We start from the raw sequence: 23,995 nt of genomic DNA on the forward strand, positions 1-23,995 counted from the left end.
TCTTGTCTCCGAAAACCGGGTTGGGCGCGCTTAGAAGTAGCCTTCCTGTTTCTTCTTCTCCATGGAGCCGGCGCTGTCGTGGTCAATGACTCGACCCTGGCGCTCGGAGCTGCGTGTCAGCAGCATCTCCTGGATGATCTCGGGCAGCGTGTCCGCCTCGGACTCGATGGCGCCGGTCAGCGGGTAGCAGCCCAGGGTACGGAAGCGCACGGACTTCATTTCGGGCTCTTCGCCCGGCTCCAGCGGCATGCGGTCGTCGTCGACCATGATCAGGGTGCCGTCGCGCTCGACCACGGGCCGGGGCTTGGAGAAGTACAGCGGCACGATCTCGATGTTCTCGAGGTGGATGTACTGCCAGACGTCCAGTTCGGTCCAGTTGGACAGCGGGAAGACGCGGATGCTCTCGCCCTTGTTGATCTGGCCGTTGTAGATGTTCCACAGCTCCGGGCGCTGGTTCTTCGGGTCCCAGCGATGGTTCTCGTCCCGGAAGGAGTAGACGCGCTCCTTGGCCCGGGATTTCTCTTCGTCCCGGCGGGCCCCGCCAAAGGCGGCGTCGAACTTGTACTTCTCCATGGCCTGCTTCAGCGACTGGGTCTTCATTACATCGGTGTGCTTGGCACTGCCGTGACTGAAGGGGCCGATTCCCTGTTTCACGCCTTCCTCGTTGATGTGGACGATCATGTCGAGATCGTACTGCTCGGCCATACGGTCCCGGAACTCGATCATTTCCTTGAACTTCCAGGTGGTGTCCACGTGCAGCATCGGGAAGGGAATCCGGCCGGGCCAGAAAGCCTTGCGGGCCAGGTGGAGCATCACGGAGGAGTCCTTGCCGATGGAATAGAGCATGACCGGGTTGTCGAACTCGGCTGCCACTTCCCGCATGATGTGGATGCTTTCCGCTTCCAGCTGTTTGAGGTGCGTGAGGTTGTATTGGGTCATCGCGCTCTGTACCGCTGTTGACTCGGAATGGAACCGCTTCTTATAACAAACGGCTTCAACTGAACGAGGAATTATACCAGAGCGTGAGGGTGAGGAAGAAGGGTCCGTTCAGACGCCGGCCGAAAGCTGTTCATTGATGTAGTGATCGAGCATCGGGACGGCGTCTTCCTCGAACTCAGCGAAGGACATGCCCACATGAAAGCAGTCGCGGGCAATGCGCCGCACTGTCACCACGTCGCAGCGGGCCCGGATGCAGGTGCTTTCGGATTCGCCTACGGGAATGGTGAACGCCACCTGAACCGGAATGGCCATCTGGGGGGCCACGGGCTCGCCGTTGGGGACCAGCTTGTCCAGTGTTTCGGGGGTGCACTCAATCTGGAGACCGGCGCGTGAAAGGTTGTTGATGGTGCAGCTGGGCAGGGCCTCGCCACCACGCTCAACGAATACTTCCAGGTTCACCGGAATGCGGTGGTAGTGGCGCAGGTTGGGGCGCCCGGTGAAGCCGGCGGATGAGGACAGTGCTGACATGAGTCAACCCCGATTGACGCGATTTGACTCAAAGCGTAGCCCTTGTACGCGGATTATACAAATCCCGGCCAGCGCAGGCTGTTGCCTCCCCTGTTACGGAATGTAGCCTCCTACCCTTTAGTGTCGAGCCGCTGCTGCAGGATCTCGTTCACCTGTGCCGGGTTGGCCTTGCCCTGCGAGGCCTTCATGACCTGGCCGACCAGAGCGTTGAACTTCTTCTTCTGCTTTTTGGCCACTTCCTCGCCAAGATAGTCGTCCACCATGGCCTGGTTGTCCGCCAGCACCTGATCCACCAGCGCTTCAATCTCGCCGCTGTCCGAGACCTGCTTGAGGCCCTGCTGCTCGATGATGTCGTCCGGGCTGCCTTCGCCGTTCCACAGGGCCTCGAACACCTGCTTGGCGAGCTTGCCGGAGATGGTGCCGTCCTGGACGCGCAGGATCAGGGTGGCAAGGTCACCGGCCCCGACGGGGCAGTCCTGGATCTCGACCTCGTTCTGGTTCATAAGTCGGGCCAGTTCGCCCATGATCCAGTTGGCGGCCTGGCGGGCATCACCGCTGCCCCTGGCGACCTGCTCGAAGTAGTCTGCCAGCGCCTGGCTCTGGACCAGGGGCGCGGCTTCGTCCGCGTTCAGCTCATACTCGGTGACGAAGCGGGCCTGCTTGGCGTCCGGCAGCTCCGGCAGGCCGTCGCGGATGGCGTTGATATAGGTATCATCGATCTCCACTGGCAGCAGGTCGGGGTCGGGGAAATAGCGGTAGTCGTTGGCGAACTCCTTGGTCCGCATGGAGCGGGTTTCATCCCTGTCCGCGTCGTACAGCCGGGTTTCCTGCTGGACTTCACCGCCATCCTCGATCAGCTCGATCTGGCGCTCCACCTCGGTGTTGATGGCTTTTTCCACGAAACGGAAGGAATTGACGTTCTTGATCTCGCTGCGGGTGCCGAATTCGGTCTGGCCTTTCGGGCGCACTGAGACGTTGCAGTCGCAGCGCATGGAGCCCTGGGACATGTCGCCGTCGGAGATGCCTAGATAGGTGACGATGGCGTGGATCTTCCGCAGGTAGGCTGCAGCTTCCTCGGCGCTGCGCATGTCCGGTTCGGAGACAATCTCAAGCAGGGGCGTGCCGGCGCGGTTGAGGTCGATACCGGACTGGCCCTGGAAGTCTTCGTGCAGGGATTTGCCCGCATCTTCCTCAAGGTGGGCGTGCTCGATGCCGATGGTGCGCTCACTGCCGTCGGACAGGTTCACGCTGACTTCGCCCTTGCCCACGATGGGGTGGTACATCTGGCTGATCTGGTAGCCCTTGGGCAGGTCGGCGTAGAAGTAGTTCTTGCGGTCAAAGACGGAGCGGTGCGCGATGTTGGCGTTGACGGCCAGGCCGAACTGCACGGCCATGCGCACGGCGCCTTCGTTGAGCACGGGAAGCATGCCGGGCATGGCCAGGTCGACGGCGCTGGCCTGGGCGTTGGGTTCGGCGCCGAAGGCGGTGCTGGCGCCGGAGAAGATCTTGGATTGGGTGGCGAGCTGTACGTGGACTTCCAGCCCGATCACGGTTTCCCATTGCATTGTCTTAAACCCCGTTAGGTGCCACTTGCTGGTGCCAGTCCGTCACCTGCTGGAAGCGGTGGGCGGCATTGAGCATGCGCGCTTCGTCGAAATAGTTGCCGATGATCTGCAGCCCCACTGGCAGGTTGTTCACCATGCCGCCGGGTATGGACATGGCTGGCAGGCCTGCCAGGTTGGAGGCGATGGTGAAAACGTCCTCCAGGTACATGTTGATCGGGTCGTCGGTCTTGTCGCCCTGGGCAAAGGCCGGTGAGGGCGACGTGGGGCCCATGATCAGGTCGACTTCATTGAAGGCGTCGGTGAAATCCTGCTGGATCAGGCGACGGACTTTCTGGGCCTTGAGGTAGTAGGCGTCGAAGAAGCCGGCCGAGAGGGCGTAGGTGCCGACCAGGATGCGGCGTTTGACTTCTTCGCCGAAGCCTTCCGAGCGCGAGCGCAGGTAGAGGTCGTTGAGGTCCTGCGGGTTCTCGCAGCGGTGGCCGTAGCGCACGCCGTCGAAGCGTGAGAGGTTGGCGGAGGCTTCCGCGGGCGCGATGACGTAATAGGCAGCTACGGCCAGGTGCGAGTGGGGCAGGCTGATCTCTTTCACCGTGGCCCCGAGGTTCTCGTATTCGCGCACGGCGTTGCGGACCTGTTCCGCCATCTCCGGTGACAGCTCATCCGAGAAGTATTCCTTCGGCAGGCCGATGCGCAGGCCGCTCAGGTCGTTGTCCAGGCTGGCGCAGTAGTCCGGCACTTCGCGGTCCAGGCTGGTCGAGTCCTTGGGGTCGAAACCGGCCATGGTGTTGAGCATCAGGGCCGCGTCCCGGGCGTCGCGGGTGAGGGTGCCGGCCTGGTCCAGGCTGGAGGCGAAGGCAATGATGCCGTACCGGGAGATGCGGCCATAGGTGGGCTTGAGACCTGTGAGGCCGCACAGCGCTGCAGGCTGGCGGATGGAGCCGCCGGTGTCGGTGGCGGTGGCGGCGGGCACCAGGCGTGCCGCCACCGCCGCGGCGGAGCCGCCGGAGGAACCACCGGGGACAAGGCCGTCACCCCAGGGGTTGGTCACCGGGCCGAAATAGCTGGTCTCGTTGGACGAGCCCATGGCGAACTCGTCCATATTGGCCTTGCCCACGCAGACTGCGCCGGCGTCGTCCAGCTTCTGGGCCACGGTTGAGTTATAGGGCGGCGCGAAGTTTTCGAGCATGCGCGAGCCGCAGGTGGTGAGCAGGTCCTCGGTGCAGAAGATGTCCTTGTGCGCGAAGGGAATACCGGTCAGAGGGCCTGCCCGACCCTCTGCACGGGCCTGGTCGGCTGCGCGGGCCTGTTCAAGGGCGCGCTCTTCCGCGACGGTGATGAAGCTGTTGTAGCGTCCGTCGTGGGCCCGGATGCGCTCCAGGGTTTCGCGGGTCAGCGCTTCGCTGGTGGTTTCGCCCGCCTCGAGTGCCCGGGCCAGTTCGGAAAGGGTGCTGGTGTGCATGGCGGCGCTTACTCCACTACCCGCGGAACCAGGTAGAGGCCATCCTGGGTTTCAGGAGCCACGGCCTGGAACCGTTCGCGCTTGTTGGTTTCGGTTACTTCATCCGGGCGCAGCCGCTGGGTGGCGTCCAGCGGGTGGGCCATGGGGGTGATGCCGTCGGTGTCCGAGGCCTGGAGCTGGTCGACCATGCCGAGGATGTCGCTCAGCTTGCCCTCGAGGGCTTCCTTCTCGGAGTCCTCAAGCCGGATGCGCGCCAGCCAGGCCACCTGTTCGATCTTGTCTCTGGAGATGCTCATGCCGTTTCCTTCCCTTCGGAGCGCGGGATGATAGCAGATGCAACGTTGATCCGAACCCCCTAGAGCGGGATGCGTACGCGCAGGTTGCCGCCACCAAAGGCGGCGCTGTGCAGCTCTACTGTGGGGTTCAGTGTGAGCTGGGCGCCGTTGCCCGGCGACCAGGTGAATGGCAGTGAGACCTTGGCATAGGTGCCGTCATGGTCGGTGCGCCGGCGGTCGATGCCCTGGATGGATTCGCCGTCCACGTGGCTGACGAACAGCTCCGGGGCGAAATGCCAGTCCGCGGATAGCGGGGCTGTCAGGCCCGCGAACACCAGGTGCTCGTCCCGGCTGGAAAGCTGCTGCGCCCCGCCGATCAGGGCGCCCTTTTCGGACAGGCTCAGGAATTCCCCGCCCAGGCGCCATTGGCTGACGGGGTCGCCGCCCAGTGTCAGTGCGATCCGGCTGCGCCAGGCGCGCCTTTCCATGGTTGCTGACCGGTTGCTGGTGGTGGCGTTTTCGTGGCGATTGGTGGCCAGGCCTTCCGTCAGCCAGCGCAGCCGGCTCCGTTCACTGAGGCGGTACTGGATACTGGCGCCACCCTGCAGGGATTCATCCCGGAAGCGACGCTCCAGTGACGGGATTTCCAGTTCCGTTTCCGGTGACGCGCTGATATAGCCGCGCAGGGTGCTGTCGGAGGACGGGTGCCATTCGCCGGCGCTGAACAGGGTGATGGGTTCGCTCAGGTACTGGCCTTCATCCTGTTTGCTGTTGAACAGGTACTCCGGGAGAACCACGGCGAATCGCGCCGCGTTTCCGGCGTCATCCTGCCAGCCCAGTTCCGGCTGGAGGTCGATGCGGGATTTGTCCCCGCGCACATCCGCCATCAGTCGCGCCTGGAAGCCGCCGCCCGGATGCACGCCAATGCCTATAAGGTTGCGGGTGTAGCGCCCGTCAAAGTCCTCGCTCCGCCGGAATCGGTACTGGAAGTCCAGCGTTCCTTCATCGTCGAATTGCCGGGTGACCTTGACGCTGGCATCCAGGAAAAGCTCTCTGGTACGCGTGCTTCCGCCCGTACCTTCAATGTGGTCGCGGGGTACTGGGGCCGCATGGAACTCGGAGGCTCTGGCCGTGAAGCTGTTGCGCTGGATGAAACTTTCGTCATTGTACTGGAAGGTGCGCCCCTGCAGGACGCGCTCCTGGCGGAATGGCTGTGGTTCCATGACCAGGGTGTCACCCCAGAAAGCGGTCGCTGAGCCGGGTACTGCCAGCAACAGCAGGGCAGCGGATCTGATGGTTGGTCCGGTTCGTCGGGCTGCCAGAGGCTGCGACATGACGTCCACTGTTGTTTATGAAACAGGCATTATTCCATTGCTGCCTGGCCGCTCACAATGCCGGTTGTCTTGCCTGAACCCCCCGCCACTGCTAAAGTTCCGGCATCCAAGAGGTTTCGCCACGCAACGGGGAGGGCGAGGCCAGCCATCGAATCCGTAAAGCCAGGTTGAAACAGCACCGATGCTCAAGAAACTCAGAGGCGCGTTCTCCAGCGATCTGTCCATTGATCTGGGGACCGCCAACACGCTCATCTTTGTCCGCGGCCGCGGCATCATCCTGGATGAGCCTTCCGTTGTTGCGGTCAGCACCTCCAACGGGCAGAAGAAAGTCGCTGCCGTGGGCAGTGAGGCCAAGCGCATGCTGGGCCGGACTCCGGGCAACATCAAGGCCATCCGCCCGATGAAGGACGGGGTGATCGCGGATTTCGTGGTCACCGAGAAGATGCTTCAGCACTTCATCCACAAGGTACACGAGAACAGCTTCATCACCCCGAGTCCGCGGGTTCTGGTCTGTGTGCCCAGCAAGAGCACCCAGGTGGAGCGCAAGGCGATCCGCGAATCCGCCCTCGGTGCCGGTGCCCGGGAGGTGTTCCTGATTGAGGAGCCCATGGCGGCCGCGATTGGCGCGGGGCTCCCGGTGGAGGAAGCCAGCGGTTCCATGATTGTGGACATCGGTGGGGGCACCACCGAGATCGCGATCATCTCGCTCAACGGCATCGTCTATGCGGAATCGGTGCGCGTTGGCGGTGACAAGTTCGACGAAGCCATTGTCACCTATGTGCGCCGCAACTACGGGAGCCTGATCGGGGACTCCACTGCCGAGCGCATCAAGCATGAGATCGGCTGTGCCTATGAAGGGCTGGAAGTGCGCGAGATCGATGTGCGCGGGCGTAACCTCGCCGAGGGCGTGCCGCGCCAGTTCACGCTCAACAGCAACGAGATCCTGGAGGCACTGCAGGAGTCGCTGTCGCAGATTGTTCAGACGGTCAAGAGCGCGCTTGAGCAGTCGCCGCCCGAGCTGGCTTCCGATATTGCGGAGCGCGGCATTGTTCTGACCGGTGGCGGTGCGCTTTTGCGTGGCCTCGACAGCCTTCTGAGCGAGGAAACCGGCCTGCCCGTGGTGGTGGCGGAAGATCCGCTGACCTGCGTGGCACGGGGTGGTGGCAAGGCGCTCGAGCGTATCGACAAGAGCGGCGTGACCATGTTTTCCCAGGACGACTGACAGAGTCGCCACCGGTTCCGGTTGAATCGCAAGAAGACCCGCCGCTGCCGTCCCGGCGCCAGCGGCGGCTGTCGTTCTGAACGGGGGACGGTCCATCAACACGCTTTTCACGCAAGGCCCACTCATTGGTCCCAGGCTGCTGCTGGTGGTGCTCCTGTCTGGAGTGCTGGTCGGCGCGGACCTGTATCTGCCCTATGGCGACCGGGTGCGCAGCTGGCTCATGACCGGCCTGACGCCGGTCTACTGGCTGGGGCACGCGCCGGACCGATTCCTTGAGTGGATGGGGGATCTGACGAGCAGCCGCTCCGATCTGCTGCAGGAGAATGAGGCCCTGGAGTCCCGCCTTCTTGTGCTGGAGCGCCGCGCCCAGCGCTACACCGCCCTTGCCGCGGAGAATGCCCGCCTGCGGGAACTCCTGAACGCTTCTGAACAGCTGGATGACAGGGTGCTCGTTGCCGATGTGGTCGGCGTGACACCGGACCCACTGACCCATGAGATCATCCTGAACAAGGGCGAGTCCGATGGGCTGAGCAAAGGTCAGGCGGTGCTCGATGCCCATGGCCTCATGGGGCAGATTGTGCATACCAGTGCCCACGCCTCCCGCGCCATCCTGATTTCCGACAACAGTCATGCGGTTCCCGTGGAGATCAACCGTAATGGGCTGCGTGCGATCATGTTCGGCACAGGGGAGCATGATCGCATGGAACTTGCTCATGTGCCGGATACCGCCGATGTCGAGGTGGGGGATCTGCTGGTCAGCTCCGGGCTGGGCGGACGTTTCCCCCAGGGGTATCCGGTGGCGCGGATCAACAGCATCAAACACGACCCGGGCGAGCCCTTTGCCCGGGTTGAGGCCCGCCCCATGGCCAGGCTCAACAGCAGCAGCCAGGTGCTGGTGGTGTTCAGCGGTGGCTCGGTCAGCGGCGGGGACACGCCATCACCGGCGACTGGGGAGGAGGACTGAGCATGGAGCACCGTTCGGTCAGTTACCCGGTGGCTATCCTGAGTGCTCTTGTTGCCCTGGTTGGCACCATCTCGCTGTTCCCGCAGCAGATCGGGCACTGGCGGCCGGAATGGATCGGGCTGGTTGTGGTCTACTGGGTGCTGCGTGCGCCACAGACCTTCGGCATTGTGCTGGCCTGGTGTCTGGGGTTGCTTGTGGATGTGCTGCGGGCGGATATTCTGGGTATGAATGCGCTGGCCATGGCCCTGATCGCCTTAATGGTGCTGGCCGCCCATCAGCGGCTGAAGCTGTTCCCCCTGGCGCAGCAGTCGCTCGTGGTTTTTCTCATGATCGGCCTGGCGCACATGGTGGTGCATTTCCTGCACCAGTTGCTGGGGCAGGCGGGCGGCGGATTTGACTATCTGCTTCCCGCGGTTACCAGTGGTCTCATATGGCCGGTCTTCCGGGGCTTCTGGGATTTCGTGAATCGTAAGCTGGAGTAAAACGAATGAGCAGCCCAGCCTTCCAGTCACTGGTACTGGCCTCCGCATCACCGCGCCGCCGTGAGCTTCTGGATCAGATCGGGATCCGGCATGAGGTTGCCCCGGTCGATATCGATGAAACGCCCGGCCAGCATGAGGCACCGGATCTGTACGTGCTGCGGATGGCCAGGCAGAAGGCGCTGACCTGTCAGGCGGGGTGGCATGATGCCGGACGCCTTTTCCTGGGCGCGGATACAGCCGTGGTCATGGACGGCCGCATACTGGGCAAGCCCGCCAATGCCGGGGAAGCCCGGGCCATGCTGGCACGCCTGTCCGGGCGCGAGCACCAGGTGATGAGCGGTGTGGCGCTGACCGGACCCCACGCTGTCCGTGAACGGGTGGTTGCCTCACGGGTACGGCTGCGCCCGCTGTCCAGCGCCGAGATTGATAACTATGTGGCGACAGGCGAACCAATGGACAAGGCCGGAGCCTTCGCGGTCCAGGGGCGAGGGGCAGCGCTGGTCTCGGAGCTGTCCGGCAGCTATACCGCTGTGGTGGGGCTGCCTCTGGAGGCGGTCACAGACCTGCTGCATCAGGTGGATCAGCCCGTGCATCAGTGGTGGGTGACGTCTGATGAGTGAAGAGATCCTGATCAACGTTACCCCCGTCGAGACCCGGGTGGCGCTGGTGGAAAACGGGATGCTCCAGGAAGCCTATGTGGAGCGGACCCGCAACAAGGGCATTGTTGGCAATATCTACAAGGGTAAGGTGGTACGGGTGCTTCCGGGCATGGAGGCAGCCTTTGTGGATATCGGGCTGGAGCGGGCTGCATTCATTCATGCCTCGGATGTGGCCGAACTCGGTGGTGACAGCGACAGCAGCGCGCCACGCACCGTTCCGGACATCCGTTCGCTGCTGCGTGAGGGTCAGTCGATCATCGTGCAGGTGACCAAGGACCCGATTGGCACCAAGGGCGCACGCCTGACCACTCACCTCTCCATCCCGTCGCGCTATCTGGTCTACATGCCGGCCATGTCCCATATTGGGATTTCGCAGCGAATCGAGGATGAAACCGAGAGAAAACGTCTGCGTGATCTGATCCAGTCGGTGGCGCGGGACTATGAGCTGGATGCCGGGGGCTACATTGTCCGTACTGCCGCCGAAAGTGTGGGTGAGGACGATATCCGGCGGGACATGGACTACCTCAACCGCCTGTCCACGTCCATCATGGAAGGCGCCCGTGATGTTCAGGCCCCGGGGGTGATCTACGAGGATCTGCCGCTGTTCATCCGGACGGTGCGGGACCTGGTGCGGGTCCAGACGGAGAAGATCCGTATCGATTCGCGGGAAAGCTGCGAGAAACTGCTGGCGTTCGCGGACCGGTTTGTCGAGCAGCTGCGCGAAATGATCGAGTTCTATCCCGGCGAGCGCCCTCTGTTCGATCTTTACAGTGTCGAGGATGAGATCCAGAAGGCGCTGAGCCGCCATGTGCAGCTCAAATCCGGCGGTCATGCGCTGATTGACCAGACTGAGGCCATGACCACCATCGATGTGAATACCGGCGCCTTTGTCGGTCACCGCAATCTCGAAGAGACCATCTTCAAGACCAACCTGGAGGCGGCCCGCGCCATCAGCCGCCAGCTGCGACTGCGTAACCTCGGCGGCATCATCATTATCGATTTCATCGACATGGCCGACCTGGAGCACCAGCGCCAGGTGCTGCGCATGCTCGAGAAGATGCTGGAGCGCGATCATGCCCGGACCAAGATCACCGGCGTTTCCGAGCTGGGGCTGGTGGAGATGACCCGCAAGCGCACCACCGAGAGCCTGGGGCAGCTGCTGTGCGAACCCTGCCCGGTCTGCAATGGACGAGGCTTTCTCAAGACACCGGAGACGGTCTGCTATGAGATTTTTCGCGAGATCATGCGGGTCAATCGTGCCTACGATGTGGAGGGGCTGCTGGTGATGGCCTCGCAGAGCGTGATCGACCGTCTTCTGGACGAGGATTCGGATAACGTTGCGGACCTCGAGACCTTCATCGGCAAGACCATCAAATTCCAGGTTGAGCTCGTCTACAGCCAGGAGCAGTACGATGTGGTCCTGCTCTAGCGCCACAGCCTGTCTGCCCCGGGGTTGCGGTTTATGAACAGGGCCGCATCGGGGGGTGTCCGCCCGGTGCTGTGGGCACTACTCAACCGTCTGGTAACGGTCGTCTGGATCAGCGCCCTGACGCTGCTGATGCTTGCCGCGCTCTACGTCGGCCTGGGCCGCCAGGTCATGGCGAATCTCCATCATTTTGAAGCCGAGATAGAAACAGCGCTGACTCAGGTGCTGGGCAGGCCTGTGCATCTCAGTGACCTGAGTGGTGACTGGCAGGGGCTGGATCCCGTTCTCCGGGTTGGGGAAATGGCGGTCGGAGAGAAGGGCCGGGCGGATGCTTCACTGGGGCAGCTGAAAATGCGCCTCGACAGCTGGGCCTCGCTGGTGCGTCTGCGCCTGGTGTTCCGCGAACTCCGTGCCAGTGGTGCCGAGGCGACACTGGTGCAGCAGTCTGATGGCGGGGTCGCCGTTGCCGGCCTATGGCAGCCATCCGAAAGTGGCGACGAGCCCCGGGGGCCGGCGGATGCCGCGTCGGATGCGCTGGCTGCACTGGATGGTCATCTGGGCGAATGGATCGATCAGGCGGGGCGGCTTCTGTCCGATCCCGTTGTGACGCTGACGGATCTGCGACTGCGCGTCGAGCCGACTTCCGGGGAGCCTGTATCACTCAGTGTTCCGGCAATGGACGTGCGCTTTGAGGACGGTCTGTTTTCCGCCAGTGGGCACCTGGTCGGGGGCGGCGATGACCGCCGGCGCATCGGCGCCTTTGCTCTGGAGGGACGGCACCTTCTGAGCAGCGGGTTTACTGGGGACCTCTTCCTGGATCTGGACTCCGCCGGCATTTTCAATAACCTGCTTACCCCCTATGAATGGCGGGGGCTGGCTGTTGAGTCGCTCAATGCCCGGGCCGAGACCTGGCTGAAGTTCAGGCGGGCCCAGCTCCAGCGCGTAAGGATGTCATTGCGGCTACCTGAGCTCGGTCTGGCATCGCCAGTGGCTCCTGTGGCCCGGCTCAGGGATCTGAGCGCGGATCTGCTGTGGCGGCACACGGACGCGGGCTGGCTTCTGGAGACGCGCGGCTCGGCCTTTCGCTGGGGCGAACAGGAAGCCGGCGCGTTCTCCGCCCGAGCGGAACGCACCAGTGCTGGCCTGACAGTGGCCGCACAGGGCCTGGATCTGGGGGCGGCCAGCTCGCTGGTGCGCCACAGCGGCCTGTTGCCGAAAGAAGAGCAGGAGCGCCTGGCCGGCCATGATCCCACAGGCCTGATGGAGCATCTTGAAATCACCGTCCCCGACAACGGCGACTGGCGGCTGCGGGGTGCTTTCAAGGATATTGCTGTGGCGGCTGTCGAAGGGGCCCCTTCTGGCAGCGGGCTGGACGGCTACCTTGAGACCGGCCCCCGGCAAGGTCGAGTGACCCTTGAATCCGGCCCGGCCCGTATCGGATTCCCGGAGCTGTTCCACACGGACTGGCGTTTCCAGCGCCTTGCCGGTCGCATCCACTGGTCACGTCGCAGTGATGGCTGGGAGGTGGCCGCACGGCGTCTTGTCGGGCGGCATGAGGGTATGGATGCCTCCGGTGGATTCCGGCTGCGGCTGCATGAAGGCAGCACGGATACGCTGTCACTGCGGGTCGGCATTGCTGGCGGCAGAACCGGCATGCTGGGCCGCTTTGTACCCCGGAAACGGGTGCCTCCGGAACTCTATTCCTTCCTTACCGAGGCCGTAGGCAGGGGCACCGTGACCCGTGGGTGGTATTACGGTCATGGGGATATCGGAGGTGATGATGCCGATGAAACTGCCCGTGATCGTGCCTTCACCTCCAGTATGGCGTACCGCTTCCGGGATACTGAGCTGACCTACGATCCTGAGTGGCCAGCACTCGAGGGCGCTGCCGGGCAGGTGCGGGTGCAGGGTGACGAGGGCCATATCCGGCTGGATGAAGGTGTGGTGGCCGGTGTTGAGCTTGAGCCCAGTCAGATCCGGGTAACGGATGAGGAAGGGGAAGGGGAAGGGCTGCGCGTGGATGTGGATACCGCGGCCCGTCGCGATGGCGAGCTGCTTACGGAGCAGTGGCGCAACAGTCCCCTCGCAGAGGTTGCCGGTGACTGGCTGGGAGACCTCCGTGTGACCGGCTCCAGCCATGTCGACCTGTCGCTCAGCCTGTGGCCGGGGCAGGCGCGGGATCCAAAGATGGATCTCCGGTTTGCCCTGTCCGATGGTCACGTGCGCTTCGCTCCGGCAGCGCTTGAGTGGCGGGATGTGAACGGGCCCATCCGGTTCTCCACGGATGACGGATTCGGCAATACGGACCTGGATGCGCGCTTCATGGGCGAGCCGGTGACGCTGCAGGTCCGCGATGGTCCGAAGCAGGCCCCGGTCTTCCGCCAGCAGGGGCGTCTGGCGGTGCCAGGGCTGGCGGAGTGGCTGGGAGAGCCGCTTCCCAGGGTAAGCGGCCGGCTCGACTACAGTGCGGCCTTTCGGCCCACGGAAGGCCCTTCCCTGCGGCTGGATGGCGATCTTGCGGGCCTCGTTCTGGACTGGCCGGCACCGTTCAGCAAGGAAGCCGGTGATGACCACAGTCTGACAACCCAGGTTGACTTCGGTGGTGCGGATTCGGAGGCCGTGCGCATTGAGGGGGACTGGGAGCCACTGGGTGCGTTCCGGTTGGTGGTGCGTGACGGGGTCGTGGAGCGCGGGCGCATTGGTCTGGGTGTGCGCCGCACGGAGCTTCCGAAAGAGCCGGTGCTCAGCATCACCGGTAATCTGCCGGGGGCTGACCTGAAGCAGTGGTGGCGGGCCATGGCTGACGTTCCGGCAGGGGAAGAGGCGGCCGCTGGCCAGGGCGCTGCGCCGGAAAGGTTTGACCTGCCTCCGCTCAGGGTCGAGCTGGGTATTGGTGAGCCGCGTTTCAGTAACTGGGCTCTGTCACCGCTTCGCATCCTGGCGGAGGCTGACTTGCGGGGCGGTTGGCAGGTGCGACTGGATTCGGACTGGATCAGTGGCACCGTCGGGAATGGCGGTGAGCGGGCACTGGCGGTGGATCTCGATCATCTGGTGCTTCCGGAAACGGCGCCTGACGGCGGGGAAGCGCCAGAGCTGGACAGTGGCACACTGAGCAGTGGGGCCCGGGACTGGCCCGACATGGGTATACGCATCGGCCGTCTTGTTGTCGGCGACCGTCGGCTGACGGATCTGTCGCTGATGCTGGTGCCGGATGGCAGCCGTATCCGCGTGGATCCACTGGCATTTACCATGGGGGATCTGGTCGTGGATGGGAATCTGACCTGGCAGCCGACGGCCAACAGTGGTGTCACCGAATTTTCTGGCACCCTGGATGGCGGTGATCTCAAAGGGCTCGAAGCGCTGATCGGTCGAACCATGGTTCCGATCAGCAGCCAGCGGACCGAGGCCTCACTGAACATGGCCTGGCCCGGCGGACCCACGGATTTCAGCCTGTCCGGTCTGCGCGCGGCCATGGACTTCCGGCTTGAGGATGGCATCATTGATCAGGACATTGAGGGTGCGCGTGTGTTCAGGGTGTTTGGCCTGCTGAACACGGATACGCTCTGGCGGCGCCTGCAGCTGGATTTTTCGGACGTCTATGAGTCCGGTGTCCCGTTTGATCATATCGAAGGGGAAGTGCTGATCCACGAGGGTCGCCTGATCTTTGATCCGGCTGTGTCGATCCAGGCGCCCTCCGGCGGTTTCCGTATGAGCGGCGAGGCGGATCTGATCAGTGAGGCACTCGATATGCGCCTGGTGGTGGTGCTGCCGGTTACCCAGAATCTTCCTCTGGCGGCGGTTCTGTTCGGCTATGCGCCCCCCATTGGAGGTGCGCTTTTCGTGCTCGATAAGGTGTTTGGGGGTATCCTGAGTCGGGTTACCAGTGCCACCTACACCGTGGAGGGCACCTGGAGCAACCCGGAGGTTGAACTCCGCAATCTGTTTGACACGGAGTCGGATCTGGAAAGCTATGAACGGCCCGAGGTGGGTGTGGAAGCCCCCGAAAGGCCTGCAGGGGAGATCAAGCGATGACGGCATCCGTATCGGTAGCGGCCATTCAGATGGTCAGTGGTTTCGAGGTGGAACAGAATCTGGTGCGCGCCCGCGAGCTGCTTGAGCAGGCGGCTGAGGACGGGGCTCGCGTAGCGGTGCTTCCAGAGAATTTCGCGGCCTTCCAGAACCGACGGCTGGCCGAGCTGGGGCAGTCCGAGGCGCGCGGGGAGGACGGCTCCATCCAGTCCTTTGTGGGTCGCGAGGCCGCACGCCTGGGCCTCTGGATCGTGGCCGGTTCCCTGCCCATGGGCACCCGTCCGGATGGCACCGTGGTGCCCGATGGCCGTGTGCGCGCCGCGTGCATGGTCTGGAACGATCAGGGCGAGCGGGTGGCCCGCTACGACAAGATCCATCTGTTTGATGCCATGGTGGGGGATTCCCAGGGCCGCTATCAGGAGTCGGATCTGTTCGAACCCGGCGATGAGGTGGTGACCGTGGATACTCCGGCAGGACGGCTCGGCATCAGCATCTGCTATGACCTGCGCTTTCCGGAACTTTACCGCCGGCTGAGGGAGGCAGGCGCGGAATGGGTGGTGGTGCCGTCCGCCTTCACCCACCGGACCGGTGAGGCGCACTGGGAGCCGCTTCTGCGGGCCCGTGCGATTGAGGATCAGGTCTGGATCTGTGCCCCCAATCAGGGCGGGCAGCATGATGAGCGCCGGCAGACCTGGGGCCACTCCATGATCATTGATCCCTGGGGCAGCGTGGTTGCCGAGCGCTCCGAGGATGGGCCGGGTGTGGTCAGTGCGGTCCTGGACCGCGACCAGCTGGCCAGAACCCGCAGCGCCATCCCGGTATGGGAGCATCGGCGCCTCTAGTCGAGGCGGATCTTCTCCCGGTTGTCACTGACGGTGGCCGGGCCGATGCCGTCCACTTCCTCAAGGTGCTCGGGGGTGGTGAATTCACCCTGCTCCTTGCGCCATGAGACAATGGCGTCCGCCTTGGCCGGGCCAACACCATGGAGGGCCTCGGCGAGGACTTCCGCGCTGGCGGTATTGACGTTGACCGTTTCGGTCTCTTCCGCGGCATCCTGTGCCATGGCCGGCGTGACTGCCAGAACCAGGGTGAGCGCCAGCAGGCGGGTGGTTGCGGAAACGATTCCTTTCATCGTGATGTGCTCCTGTCTGTTCGCGATTGGGGAGGGAACAGAACAGACCCGGAGATGACGGTGCGGGGTGATTGAGGTGGTCCAGACGGGCGGCTTCCCTGCCACCCGAACTGCACCGGCCCTGCCCGACTCCCTGGGCGCTGTCCGTCCCTTTGACCAGGTGCCTCCTGCACCGCATTGCGTCCCTGCGACTGCCTATTCTAGTCAGATCCGTTTCCGGGGAAATAGGACATCGCCCATACACCGTGTAAGCGATTTCCTACAGCTGCTCGCCCTCGTCAATGCGCTCACGCAGGTAGCGGTAGAGACGTCGGCGCGGGCTGTTGCGGTCCCCGCTGTCCGACTGCCTGGCCGCATTACGGATCAGCTGGCGCAGGTGCTGGACATCGGTCTGTGGGTAACGGTCCATGAACTCGGTCAGCGCCGGCTTGCCTTCATGGATCAGGCGCTCACGCCAGCGTTCAGCCATGTGCAGGCGGCGGGTGTGCTCCGGGGTGCCGGCGGTCTGTCCGGCCGCGGCCCGGCGCAGGGCCTGCTCGTCCTCCTCGAGGATCTGGCGGCCCAGGTAGAGGGTCTGGCGACGGCGCGGGTCGCCTTCCGGCAGGTGCCGGACTTCCAGGAGTCCTTCAATGAGGGCGCTGGAGGCGGGCAGCTGGTGGATGCGCTCCTCGGGCAGGGCGGCCAGGGCCGCCGCCAGATCGCGCAGCTCATGCATCTCGCGTTTCGCCTGGCTTTTGCTGGGCAGCTCTTCCTGCGGTTGCCCTGGGGTATCAGCGTCGCTCATTCGTCCTCGTCAAAACGGTTGTTGATCAGTTCCACCAGCGCGTCCCGGGCGTCGGTCTCGTCCGCGCCCTCGATGATCAGGTCAATGTCCGTGCCACAGCTGGCTGCCAGCATCATCACCGACATGATGCTCTTGCCGTCCACTTCCCGCCCGTCACGCCCCAGCTGGATACTGCTTTCAAACTGTTCGGCGCAGCTTACAAGTTTGGCGGCGGCGCGGGCATGCAGGCCCAGTTTGTTGATGATGGTGATGGATTCTCGGATCATTGGGTTTCCGCTGTGTTCAGGGCGTCGGTTGCGCGTGGGGCAGTTCCGTGTGCCGGACCTGGACGGTGCTGAAGGCCTGGCGCAGGTGCGCCGCCAGCTCCTCGGCCATGTAGACCGAGCGGTGCTGGCCGCCGGTGCAGCCGATGGAGATTGTCATGTAGGAGCGGTTCACCGTGTGGAATTCCGGCAACCAGCGGTCCAGAAACCCCTTGATATCCTCGAGCAGGGTCGTGGTGCCGGGCTGGCCGGTCAGGTATTCACGGATCGGGGCATCCAGCCCGGTATAGCCGCGCAGGGATTCGTCCCAGAAGGGATTGGGCAGGCAGCGCACATCGAAGACGAAATCCGAGTCGATGGGCACCCCGTGCTTGTAGCCGAACGACTGGATCAGAAGGGCCATCTGCTGTTCGTCCCGCCCCACGATCCGCTCGCGTACCATGTCGCGCAGCTCGTACATGGAGCGTTCGGTGGTGTCGATGTGCAGGTCCGCAAGCCGCGCGATGGGTTCCAGCAGGGCTTTCTCGTCCTGGATGGCCTCGGACAGCGAGCGCCCCGGTGTGCTCAGGGGGTGCTTGCGGCGGGTCGCGTGGAAGCGCTGCAGCAGCATGCTGTCCGCCGCGTCCAGATAGATGACCTCCACCCTCAGGTCCGGGTGCTGGAGCTGGCGGTAGAGGTTCTCGAAATCGGCAATGTCCGCGGAGAGATTGCGGGCGTCAATGCTGACGGCGATGTCGCTCTGCTGCTCGTCCGATTCCAGCGCCTTGCGCGTCAGCGGCTGCAGCAGTCCGATGGGCAGGTTGTCGATGCAGTAGTAGCCGAGGTCTTCCAGCACATGGAGCGCTGTGCTCTTGCCGGAGCCCGAGCGGCCGCTCACGATGGTCAGTTTCACAGCCCGATCTCCCGCTGGCTGGATGGGTCGGCGTTACGGCGATGCCTTTTCGCTGGCGACAATCAGGTCATAGAGTTCCTGCGAGTCCTGGCACTGGCGCAGGCGCCGGCACAGGCCGCGGTCATTGAACTTCTCTGCCAGCTGGCTGAGCAGCTCAAGGTGCTCACTGGTGGCATTCTGCGGCACCAGGAGCACGAACAGCAGATCCACCGGCTCACTGTCGATGGCATCGAAGTTGATGGGTTCATCCAGCGTCAGCAGCGCGCCCACCACGCGCTTGCAGTCCTCGAGCCGGCAGTGCGGAATGGCGATGCCCTGTCCGATGCCGGTGCTGCCGAGGCGCTCCCGCGCCACCAGATTGTTGAAGATCTGGTTCTCCTCAAGCTCCGGGTAGTGCAGGGCCACCCTTTCGGCAATGGTCTCGAGGATGCGTTTCTTGCTGGTCCCCGGAACACCGCAGAGGGCCAGTTCCGGGGCAAGGATGGATTCAATGGACAGTGATGAATGGACCATGGATACCGCTTGGGATCAGCGGGTGGCCGCACCGTGCATGCGTTCCACCTGCTTTTCCTTATGTTTGAGAATTTGCCGGTCAAGCTTGTCCACAAGCTGATCGATCGCCGCGTACATATCGTCGTGCTGGGCCTTGGCGTTGATTTCGCCCCCGGTTACATGGAGCGTGGCTTCGGCGGTCTGTCGCTGTTTGACCACCGACAGCGTCACCTGGGTGTTGCTGATCTGGTCGGTGTGTCGCTCAAGTTTGTCCATCTTGCTCCGGACATAGTCCTTGAGGGCTTCAGTCAGCTCGATGTGGTGACCTGAAATGTTGAGTTGCATAGTCCGCTCCTGTTTCCGGTTCGGCCCGGCCACCGGAAGGTGGCCATCATACAGGCGTCAGACCCTCTAGACGAGACGTTTGCGTTCGTTCGAGGGTGGAATGTGCATCGCCTCGCGGTATTTCGCCACCGTGCGGCGTGCCACATTGATGCCCTGATCACTGAGTATAGTCGCTATACGGTTGTCGCTCAGCGGTTTTCGGCTTTCCTCCTCATTGATGAGTTTGCGGATCATGGCACGGATGGCTGTGGACGAGCACTCGCCGCCTTCGTCCGTGCTCACGTGGCTGGAAAAGAAATACTTCAGTTCGTAAATGCCCCGCGGGGTGTGCATGTACTTCTGGGTGGTGACGCGGGATATGGTGGACTCGTGCATTTCCACCGCCTGGGCGATTTCGGAGAGGATCAGCGGCTTCATCGCTTCCTCGCCCTCTTCAAAGAACCTCTGCTGATGATCGACGATCTGGGAGGCGACTTTCAACAGGGTTTCGTTACGGCTCTGAAGGCTCTTGATGAACCACTTGGCCTCCTGGAGCTGGTCGCGCAGATAGGTGTTGTCCCTGCTGCTGTCGGACTGGCGGATGAGTGACGCATAGAGGCTGTTCACCTGCAGCCGGGGCGCGATCTCCGGGTTGAGTTCGATCTTCCAGCGCCCTTCCTGGCGGGTGACGATCACGTCCGGGACCACGTATTCGGTTTCTTCCTCGCCGATGGCATCCCCGGGGCGGGGGTGCAGGCTCTGGATCAGCCCCAGGACCTCCTTGAGCTGCGCTTCGCTGAGCCGGCTGCGGCGCATCAGCTGGCGGTAGTCACGGCTGCCGAGCAGCTGGATGTAGTGGCTGATCACCAGCCGTGCCTGCTTGAGCCAGGGAGTGTCCGTGGGAAGCTGATTGAGCTGGATCAGCAGGCACTCGCGCAGGTCCCGTGCGGCCACCCCGGGCGGGTCGAAGTGCTGCAGCCGGTGCAGGACCGCTTCGACCTCGTCCATCTCCAGTGGATCCTCATCGTCCGGCGCGCTCAGACCCTGGTGGATCTCTTCGAGGCTCTGGGTCAGATAACCGGTATCGTCGATGCCATCCACCAGGGCGTGGGCAATGGCGCGGTCGCGCTCGGACATGGGGGTGAGGTTGAGCTGCCAGTGCAGGTGATCCTGGAGAGTCTCGCCACGGCTGTTGCGGCTCTCAAAATCCGATTCGCCGCCTTCATCCTCGGGGCGTGAGCTGGCGGGCGAGGCGGGGGCGGTCTGGTAGACGTCGTCCCAGGCGGTGTCCACGGGCAGGTTGTCGGGGATTTCGCTGTTGTCCTGCCAGTTCTCGTTCTCCCAGCTCTCGGGCTCGGCGCCGGCGGTTTCCCGTGATTCGTCTTCCTGCGATCCCTCTGACTCACCGGATTCGCGGCCATCTTCCCTGCTGTCACTGTGTTCACTGGTGTCAGCGGTTTCGCTGTCGTCAGTCCCGGCTTCAGCTTCCGCTTCGGCTTCCTCGGCGGTTTCAAGCATGGGGTTGGATTCCAGCTGCTGCTGGATCTCCTGCTGCAGGTCGAGTGTGGAGAGCTGGAGTAACCGTATTGCCTGCTGAAGCTGGGGCGTCATCGTGAGCTGCTGGCCCATCTTCAGCTGCAGGGACGCTTTCATGACCATCGACTGCTTTCCCGTTACCGATTGTCCCGCATTTACGTAACCTTAATCCGGCCTTGTAGTAGCCCGGCAGGGATTTTGCTTAATGTCTTTTCAATCGAGTGTACAGGCCAATCAGGCGGGGCGACAACGGTTTTGGTGGGACCATGTCACAGACGGAATTCGTCGCCCAGATAGACTTCCTTGACCTGCTGGTTGGCGAGGATGTCCTCGGAGGTGCCGGAGGCGATGATGTGGCCTTCGCTGACGATATAGGCGGTTTCGCAGATGTCGAGCGTCTCGCGCACGTTGTGGTCGGTGATCAGGACACCGATGCCCCGGTCACGCACCTGGCGCACGATCTGCTTGATGTCGCTGACCGAGATCGGGTCCACGCCGGCGAAGGGTTCGTCCAGCAGGATGAAGGCCGGCTCCACCGCCAGCGCACGGGCGATCTCGGCGCGGCGGCGCTCACCGCCGGAAAGGCTCATGCCCAGGCTGTTGCGGATGTGGCTGATGTGGAACTCACGCAGGAGTGACTCCATGCGTTCCTCACGTTCGGCCTTTGTGAGGTCGCTGCGGGTCTGCAGGATCGCCATCAGGTTCTGCGCCACGGTCAGGCGCCGGAAGACCGAGGCTTCCTGTGGCAGATAGCCGATACCGGCACGGGCGCGGCCGTGCATGGGCAGGTGGGTGACGTCGCGGTCATCGATGCGGATGCGGCCCCGGTCATGGGGAACCAGGCCCACGATCATGTAGAAACAGGTGGTCTTGCCGGCGCCATTGGGCCCGAGCAGCCCGGCGATCTGACCACTCTGGATGCTGAGGGAAACGTCCATCACCACCGGGTGGCGGCGGTAACTCTTGGCCAGGTTCAGCGCTTCCAGTCTCGCCATGGGGTCCGCTCAGTTGCTGTTGTCGTTGCCGCTGTCGCGGCCGGGCTGGATGGTCATTTCAACCCGGTCATCCGCGTCGTCCTCGGAGCTGGAGGCGGTGACCACCCTTTCGGCTACGTCGTACACGATCCGGTTGCCCCGGAAGGTGTCGCCCTGCTGCCGGATGAAGGCCTCGTTCTCAAAGGTGATGCGTTCTTCGTCGGCCCGGTAGATGATGGTCCGGCCCTCGGCGTAGACGGCCGGGCCCTGTTCGGTTTCCGGTTGCTCGTAGGTGGCGGGGTCGCCGGTGGCTACCATCCGGTTGAGGCTCTGGGCCCCGCCCCTGTAGAGAACCACTCTGTCCGCCGTCAGAAGGGCTTCGCCCTGGGTAACCCGGACACTGCCGGTATAGGTGGCGGTTCCTTCCTGGTCATCCAGGCGGGCATTGTCGGATTCAACCCGGATGGGCTTGTCGGAATCCAGATTGAACGCATACAGGGGCAGTGACAGGCTGCTCAGAAGCAGCCCTGCCAGAAACCGCCAGGCGTTTCGGGTGCGTGCCGGGTTGGTCATGAGCAGGCTGTGCCTCCTGTGCGTCAGCGGTTGAAGTACCGGCTGCGGACATCATTCTCGAGCCTGACCGCGCGTTCGTCGATCCACCCCGTCATGCCGACGGCATGGGTCACGCTGCTGCGGTCGATCAGGGTCACCGGCGCATCAGTCTGCACAATCCGTTCGTTGTTATCCAGCGTCATCCGTTCGCTGAGGATCAGCACATCTCCGCGCTCGGTGCTGCTGTGGCGGGCCCGTACATCCTTCTCAAGCATGAGTTTGGCCACATCTGGCCGGTAAAGCCCGGTACGTGAACGCACGAACCAGGGAGCGCCGCCGTTGCGGGCCATGAGCATGGCACGGGGGCGCTCCATGGTGACCCGGTTCTCATCCTGGAACTGTTCAGCCCGGCGGGTGCGGATGCGTGACTTGAGGCGGCCTTCACTGTCGAAGGCGCGGAAGGTGGCGTTGACCACGAAGCCATCCGGCTTCTGTGGGCCGCGCAGGTCGGTGGCCGTGGTGTCGCGGATCGGGTCATCCTCCTGGAGCACCAGCAGGGCGAGGCCCAGGAGCACGACGCCGACAATGCCCCAGAGGGCAATGGAGCGGTCCCTCAGCCAGGCCAGCAGCATCCAGTCGGGCAGTCTCATGGCGCACGGTACCCGTCAACCAGTTGATCCAGTACCCCACGGCACGCCAGAAGCCATTCGCAGACCTCGCGGATGGCACCACTGCCGCCGGGGGCAGTGGTGCACCAGTCCGCCGACCCGCGCACCGCGGCGCAGCCGTTGGGCACGCTGATGCCGATGCCAGCTGCCTCGATGGCGGCAAGATCGGGCAGGTCATCGCCGACATAGGCAATGGCGTTCAACGGTATTGAGGTCCGTTCAGAGAGTTCGCGGAGTGCGGTCAGTTTGTCCGTGCGGCCCTGGATCAGATAACCGATGTCGAGGTTTCTGGCTCTGGCCTCTGTCAGTGGCGATGTACGGCCCGTGATGAAGGCGGTGATCAACCCCTGCGTCTGGATCAGCCGCAGGCCCTGACCGTCGAGGATGCTGAAGGCCTTGAGTTCATCGCCGCTGGCGGCAAAGTAGAGGCTGCCGTCGGTCAGCACGCCGTCCACGTCCATGGCCAGCAGCTGGATCGTGGCGCCGCGCTCGTTCAGGGGTGCCGTCATTCCGTTCTCCTAGACCACGCCCGCGCGCAGCAGGTCGTGCATGTTGAGAGCGCCTACCAGCCGCAGCTCCGAGTTGGTCACCAGAAGGCCGTTGATCTTGCTGTCCTCCATGACCTTGAGTGCCTCGGCGGCCAGGATGTTCTCGCTCACCGTCCGACAGTGGCTGGTCATGACATCCCCGATGGGGGTGCTGTGGATGTTCACGCCCTGATCCAGCGTCCGGCGCAGGTCACCGTCCGTGAAGATGCCGATGACCCGGTCGCCGTCATCCACCACGGCGGTCATGCCCAGCCCCTTGCGCGAGACCTCCAGAAGCGCCTCGCCGAGGGGCGTATGCTGCGTTACGCGCGGCAGGGCGTCGCCGGTGTGCATCAGGTCCGAAACCTTGAGCAGCAGCCGCCGTCCGAGCGAGCCGCCGGGATGGTAGAAGGCGAAGTCCTCGGCGCCGAAACCGCGCGCTTCCAGCAGTGCGACCGCCAGAGCATCGCCCATCACCAGTGTGACCGTGGTGGAGGAGGTTGGCGCCAGATTCATGGGGCAGGCTTCCTGCTCCACGGCAATATCCAGATTGGCATGGGCCTGGCGGGCCAGCTGGGAGTCGGCTTTGCCGGTCATGCTGATCAGCGAGGCGCCCTTGCGCTTGATCAGCGGCAGGATGGTGACCAGTTCGCCGGTGCTGCCGGAGTTGGAGATGGCGATGACCACGTCTTCGCCCGTGATCATGCCCAGATCACCGTGGCTGGCTTCCCCGGGGTGCACAAAGAATGCGGGTGTACCGGTGCTGGCCAGGGTCGCCGCGATCTTGGTACCGATATGGCCGGATTTGCCCATGCCGGTGACCACCACGCGCCCCTTGCACTGCAGGATGAGCTCGCAGGCATGGCTGAACTGCTCGTCGATGCGCGGCAGCAGGGCGTCGATGGCATCGCGCTCCAGGGTGATGGTGCGGCGGGCCGATTCCTTGAGTGCGTCCGAAGGCGCCATGGT

General features: G+C 63.6%; 25 protein-coding genes. 7 read left to right on the plus strand and 18 right to left on the minus strand.

What is annotated here, in order from left to right:
* Window positions 1-30 precede the first annotated feature (30 nt).
* The 6 genes from cysD to F3089_RS12435 all read right to left on the minus strand — a co-directional run bounded on the left by cysD (window position 31) and on the right by F3089_RS12435 (window position 5,989).
* A complete protein-coding gene (gene cysD, locus F3089_RS12410) occupies window positions 31-939 on the minus strand; it encodes a sulfate adenylyltransferase subunit CysD (protein ID WP_151441112.1) in 909 nt (302 codons plus the stop codon).
* Window positions 940-1,047: 108 nt separating this feature from the next.
* Window positions 1,048-1,467 carry a PilZ domain-containing protein gene (locus F3089_RS12415; protein ID WP_151441113.1) on the minus strand — a complete coding sequence of 140 codons (420 nt, stop codon included), beginning with the start codon at window positions 1,465-1,467 and terminating at the stop codon, window positions 1,048-1,050.
* Window positions 1,468-1,577: 110 nt separating this feature from the next.
* A complete protein-coding gene (gene gatB, locus F3089_RS12420; protein WP_151441114.1) occupies window positions 1,578-3,032 on the minus strand; it encodes an Asp-tRNA(Asn)/Glu-tRNA(Gln) amidotransferase subunit GatB in 1,455 nt (484 codons plus the stop codon).
* A gap of 4 nt (window positions 3,033-3,036) precedes the next feature.
* Window positions 3,037-4,491: an Asp-tRNA(Asn)/Glu-tRNA(Gln) amidotransferase subunit GatA gene (gene gatA / locus F3089_RS12425; protein WP_151441115.1), complete on the minus strand. Its 1,455-nt coding sequence runs from the start codon at window positions 4,489-4,491 to the stop codon at window positions 3,037-3,039.
* A gap of 8 nt (window positions 4,492-4,499) precedes the next feature.
* Window positions 4,500-4,787, minus strand: coding sequence for an Asp-tRNA(Asn)/Glu-tRNA(Gln) amidotransferase subunit GatC (gene gatC / locus F3089_RS12430; protein WP_151441116.1), 288 nt, complete (start codon window positions 4,785-4,787; stop codon window positions 4,500-4,502).
* Window positions 4,788-4,846: 59 nt separating this feature from the next.
* Window positions 4,847-5,989, minus strand: coding sequence for a hypothetical protein (locus F3089_RS12435; RefSeq protein ID WP_151441117.1), 1,143 nt, complete (start codon window positions 5,987-5,989; stop codon window positions 4,847-4,849).
* A 292-nt stretch (window positions 5,990-6,281) separates the two neighbouring features.
* Here F3089_RS12435 and F3089_RS12440 point away from each other — a divergent pair, with 292 nt between their 5' ends.
* The 7 genes from F3089_RS12440 to F3089_RS12470 all read left to right on the plus strand — a co-directional run bounded on the left by F3089_RS12440 (window position 6,282) and on the right by F3089_RS12470 (window position 15,724).
* Entirely contained in the window at window positions 6,282-7,322 is a 1,041-nt protein-coding gene (locus F3089_RS12440) for a rod shape-determining protein (RefSeq protein ID WP_095618296.1), read from the plus strand.
* A 94-nt stretch (window positions 7,323-7,416) separates the two neighbouring features.
* A complete protein-coding gene (mreC, locus tag F3089_RS12445; protein ID WP_151441118.1) occupies window positions 7,417-8,286 on the plus strand; it encodes a rod shape-determining protein MreC in 870 nt (289 codons plus the stop codon).
* A gap of 2 nt (window positions 8,287-8,288) precedes the next feature.
* Window positions 8,289-8,768, plus strand: coding sequence for a rod shape-determining protein MreD (gene mreD, locus F3089_RS12450; RefSeq protein WP_151441119.1), 480 nt, complete (start codon window positions 8,289-8,291; stop codon window positions 8,766-8,768).
* Between the two features lie 5 nt (window positions 8,769-8,773).
* Complete coding sequence (locus tag F3089_RS12455; protein ID WP_151441120.1) at window positions 8,774-9,388, plus strand: Maf family protein; 615 nt, start codon at window positions 8,774-8,776, stop codon at window positions 9,386-9,388.
* Complete coding sequence (rng, locus tag F3089_RS12460; RefSeq protein ID WP_151441121.1) at window positions 9,381-10,856, plus strand: ribonuclease G; 1,476 nt, start codon at window positions 9,381-9,383, stop codon at window positions 10,854-10,856. Before F3089_RS12455 ends, rng begins: the two co-directional genes overlap by 8 nt.
* Window positions 10,857-10,922: 66 nt before the next feature.
* Entirely contained in the window at window positions 10,923-14,885 is a 3,963-nt protein-coding gene (locus tag F3089_RS12465; protein WP_192497370.1) for a YhdP family protein, read from the plus strand.
* On the plus strand, window positions 14,882-15,724 hold the full coding sequence (locus F3089_RS12470) for a carbon-nitrogen hydrolase family protein (RefSeq protein ID WP_151441123.1): 843 nt from the start codon (window positions 14,882-14,884) through the stop codon (window positions 15,722-15,724). Before F3089_RS12465 ends, F3089_RS12470 begins: the two co-directional genes overlap by 4 nt.
* On the opposite strand, the gene F3089_RS12475 is transcribed toward F3089_RS12470, so the two are convergent.
* From F3089_RS12475 to F3089_RS12530, 12 genes are all read right to left on the minus strand, one after another.
* The gene (locus tag F3089_RS12475) at window positions 15,721-16,014 is read right to left on the minus strand and encodes a ComEA family DNA-binding protein (protein WP_151441124.1); all 294 of its coding nucleotides are present in this window, start codon (window positions 16,012-16,014) and stop codon (window positions 15,721-15,723) included. The two genes, F3089_RS12470 and F3089_RS12475, sit on opposite strands and share 4 nt — an antisense overlap.
* 259 nt (window positions 16,015-16,273) lie before the next feature.
* Window positions 16,274-16,798, minus strand: a complete 525-nt coding sequence (yjgA, locus tag F3089_RS12480) for a ribosome biogenesis factor YjgA (protein WP_151441125.1) — start codon at window positions 16,796-16,798, stop codon at window positions 16,274-16,276.
* Window positions 16,795-17,064, minus strand: a complete 270-nt coding sequence (locus F3089_RS12485; protein WP_151441126.1) for an HPr family phosphocarrier protein — start codon at window positions 17,062-17,064, stop codon at window positions 16,795-16,797. The genes yjgA and F3089_RS12485 overlap by 4 nt, the downstream gene beginning before the upstream one ends.
* Before the next feature lie 16 nt (window positions 17,065-17,080).
* Window positions 17,081-17,953, minus strand: coding sequence for an RNase adapter RapZ (gene rapZ / locus F3089_RS12490; protein WP_151441127.1), 873 nt, complete (start codon window positions 17,951-17,953; stop codon window positions 17,081-17,083).
* 33 nt (window positions 17,954-17,986) lie between these two features.
* On the minus strand, window positions 17,987-18,466 hold the full coding sequence (gene ptsN, locus F3089_RS12495) for a PTS IIA-like nitrogen regulatory protein PtsN (RefSeq protein ID WP_151441128.1): 480 nt from the start codon (window positions 18,464-18,466) through the stop codon (window positions 17,987-17,989).
* Between the two features lie 15 nt (window positions 18,467-18,481).
* Entirely contained in the window at window positions 18,482-18,790 is a 309-nt protein-coding gene (hpf, locus tag F3089_RS12500; RefSeq protein WP_077530637.1) for a ribosome hibernation-promoting factor, HPF/YfiA family, read from the minus strand.
* 66 nt (window positions 18,791-18,856) lie between these two features.
* Window positions 18,857-20,428: an RNA polymerase factor sigma-54 gene (locus F3089_RS12505; RefSeq protein ID WP_192497371.1), complete on the minus strand. Its 1,572-nt coding sequence runs from the start codon at window positions 20,426-20,428 to the stop codon at window positions 18,857-18,859.
* A gap of 146 nt (window positions 20,429-20,574) precedes the next feature.
* Window positions 20,575-21,300, minus strand: coding sequence for an LPS export ABC transporter ATP-binding protein (gene lptB / locus F3089_RS12510; RefSeq protein WP_151441130.1), 726 nt, complete (start codon window positions 21,298-21,300; stop codon window positions 20,575-20,577).
* Window positions 21,301-21,309: 9 nt separating this feature from the next.
* Complete coding sequence (gene lptA, locus F3089_RS12515) at window positions 21,310-21,852, minus strand: lipopolysaccharide transport periplasmic protein LptA (RefSeq protein ID WP_151441131.1); 543 nt, start codon at window positions 21,850-21,852, stop codon at window positions 21,310-21,312.
* A gap of 23 nt (window positions 21,853-21,875) precedes the next feature.
* Window positions 21,876-22,481, minus strand: a complete 606-nt coding sequence (lptC, locus tag F3089_RS12520; RefSeq protein WP_151441132.1) for an LPS export ABC transporter periplasmic protein LptC — start codon at window positions 22,479-22,481, stop codon at window positions 21,876-21,878.
* Entirely contained in the window at window positions 22,478-23,008 is a 531-nt protein-coding gene (locus tag F3089_RS12525) for a KdsC family phosphatase (RefSeq protein ID WP_151441133.1), read from the minus strand. Before F3089_RS12525 ends, lptC begins: the two co-directional genes overlap by 4 nt.
* A 9-nt stretch (window positions 23,009-23,017) precedes the next feature.
* Window positions 23,018-23,992: a KpsF/GutQ family sugar-phosphate isomerase gene (locus F3089_RS12530; RefSeq protein WP_151441134.1), complete on the minus strand. Its 975-nt coding sequence runs from the start codon at window positions 23,990-23,992 to the stop codon at window positions 23,018-23,020.
* Between the last annotated feature and the right edge of the window lie 3 nt (window positions 23,993-23,995).

It is taken from the genome of Halospina sp. K52047b (genome assembly GCF_008709855.1).
Taxonomy (GTDB): domain Bacteria; phylum Pseudomonadota; class Gammaproteobacteria; order Pseudomonadales; family Oleiphilaceae; genus Halospina; species Halospina utahensis_B.

Bases quoted from the DNA above. Each gene is read 5' to 3' on its own strand.
- hpf (WP_077530637.1), bottom strand. From the start codon at position 18,790: ATGCAACTCAACATTTCAGGTCACCACATCGAGCTGACTGAAGCCCTC.
- F3089_RS12485 (WP_151441126.1), bottom strand. From the start codon at position 17,064: ATGATCCGAGAATCCATCACCATCATCAACAAACTGGGCCTGCATGCC.
- gatA (WP_151441115.1), bottom strand. From the start codon at position 4,491: ATGCACACCAGCACCCTTTCCGAACTGGCCCGGGCACTCGAGGCGGGC.
- F3089_RS12455 (WP_151441120.1), top strand. From the start codon at position 8,774: ATGAGCAGCCCAGCCTTCCAGTCACTGGTACTGGCCTCCGCATCACCG.
- F3089_RS12475 (WP_151441124.1), bottom strand. From the start codon at position 16,014: ATGAAAGGAATCGTTTCCGCAACCACCCGCCTGCTGGCGCTCACCCTG.
- F3089_RS12435 (WP_151441117.1), bottom strand. From the start codon at position 5,989: ATGGAACCACAGCCATTCCGCCAGGAGCGCGTCCTGCAGGGGCGCACC.
- F3089_RS12440 (WP_095618296.1), top strand. From the start codon at position 6,282: ATGCTCAAGAAACTCAGAGGCGCGTTCTCCAGCGATCTGTCCATTGAT.
- lptC (WP_151441132.1), bottom strand. From the start codon at position 22,481: ATGAGACTGCCCGACTGGATGCTGCTGGCCTGGCTGAGGGACCGCTCC.
- lptB (WP_151441130.1), bottom strand. From the start codon at position 21,300: ATGGCGAGACTGGAAGCGCTGAACCTGGCCAAGAGTTACCGCCGCCAC.
- rng (WP_151441121.1), top strand. From the start codon at position 9,381: ATGAGTGAAGAGATCCTGATCAACGTTACCCCCGTCGAGACCCGGGTG.
- F3089_RS12525 (WP_151441133.1), bottom strand. From the start codon at position 23,008: ATGACGGCACCCCTGAACGAGCGCGGCGCCACGATCCAGCTGCTGGCC.
- F3089_RS12470 (WP_151441123.1), top strand. From the start codon at position 14,882: ATGACGGCATCCGTATCGGTAGCGGCCATTCAGATGGTCAGTGGTTTC.
- F3089_RS12530 (WP_151441134.1), bottom strand. From the start codon at position 23,992: ATGGCGCCTTCGGACGCACTCAAGGAATCGGCCCGCCGCACCATCACC.
- mreD (WP_151441119.1), top strand. From the start codon at position 8,289: ATGGAGCACCGTTCGGTCAGTTACCCGGTGGCTATCCTGAGTGCTCTT.
- F3089_RS12415 (WP_151441113.1), bottom strand. From the start codon at position 1,467: ATGTCAGCACTGTCCTCATCCGCCGGCTTCACCGGGCGCCCCAACCTG.
- F3089_RS12505 (WP_192497371.1), bottom strand. From the start codon at position 20,428: ATGGTCATGAAAGCGTCCCTGCAGCTGAAGATGGGCCAGCAGCTCACG.
- gatC (WP_151441116.1), bottom strand. From the start codon at position 4,787: ATGAGCATCTCCAGAGACAAGATCGAACAGGTGGCCTGGCTGGCGCGC.
- lptA (WP_151441131.1), bottom strand. From the start codon at position 21,852: ATGACCAACCCGGCACGCACCCGAAACGCCTGGCGGTTTCTGGCAGGG.
- cysD (WP_151441112.1), bottom strand. From the start codon at position 939: ATGACCCAATACAACCTCACGCACCTCAAACAGCTGGAAGCGGAAAGC.
- ptsN (WP_151441128.1), bottom strand. From the start codon at position 18,466: ATGGTCCATTCATCACTGTCCATTGAATCCATCCTTGCCCCGGAACTG.
- gatB (WP_151441114.1), bottom strand. From the start codon at position 3,032: ATGCAATGGGAAACCGTGATCGGGCTGGAAGTCCACGTACAGCTCGCC.
- yjgA (WP_151441125.1), bottom strand. From the start codon at position 16,798: ATGAGCGACGCTGATACCCCAGGGCAACCGCAGGAAGAGCTGCCCAGC.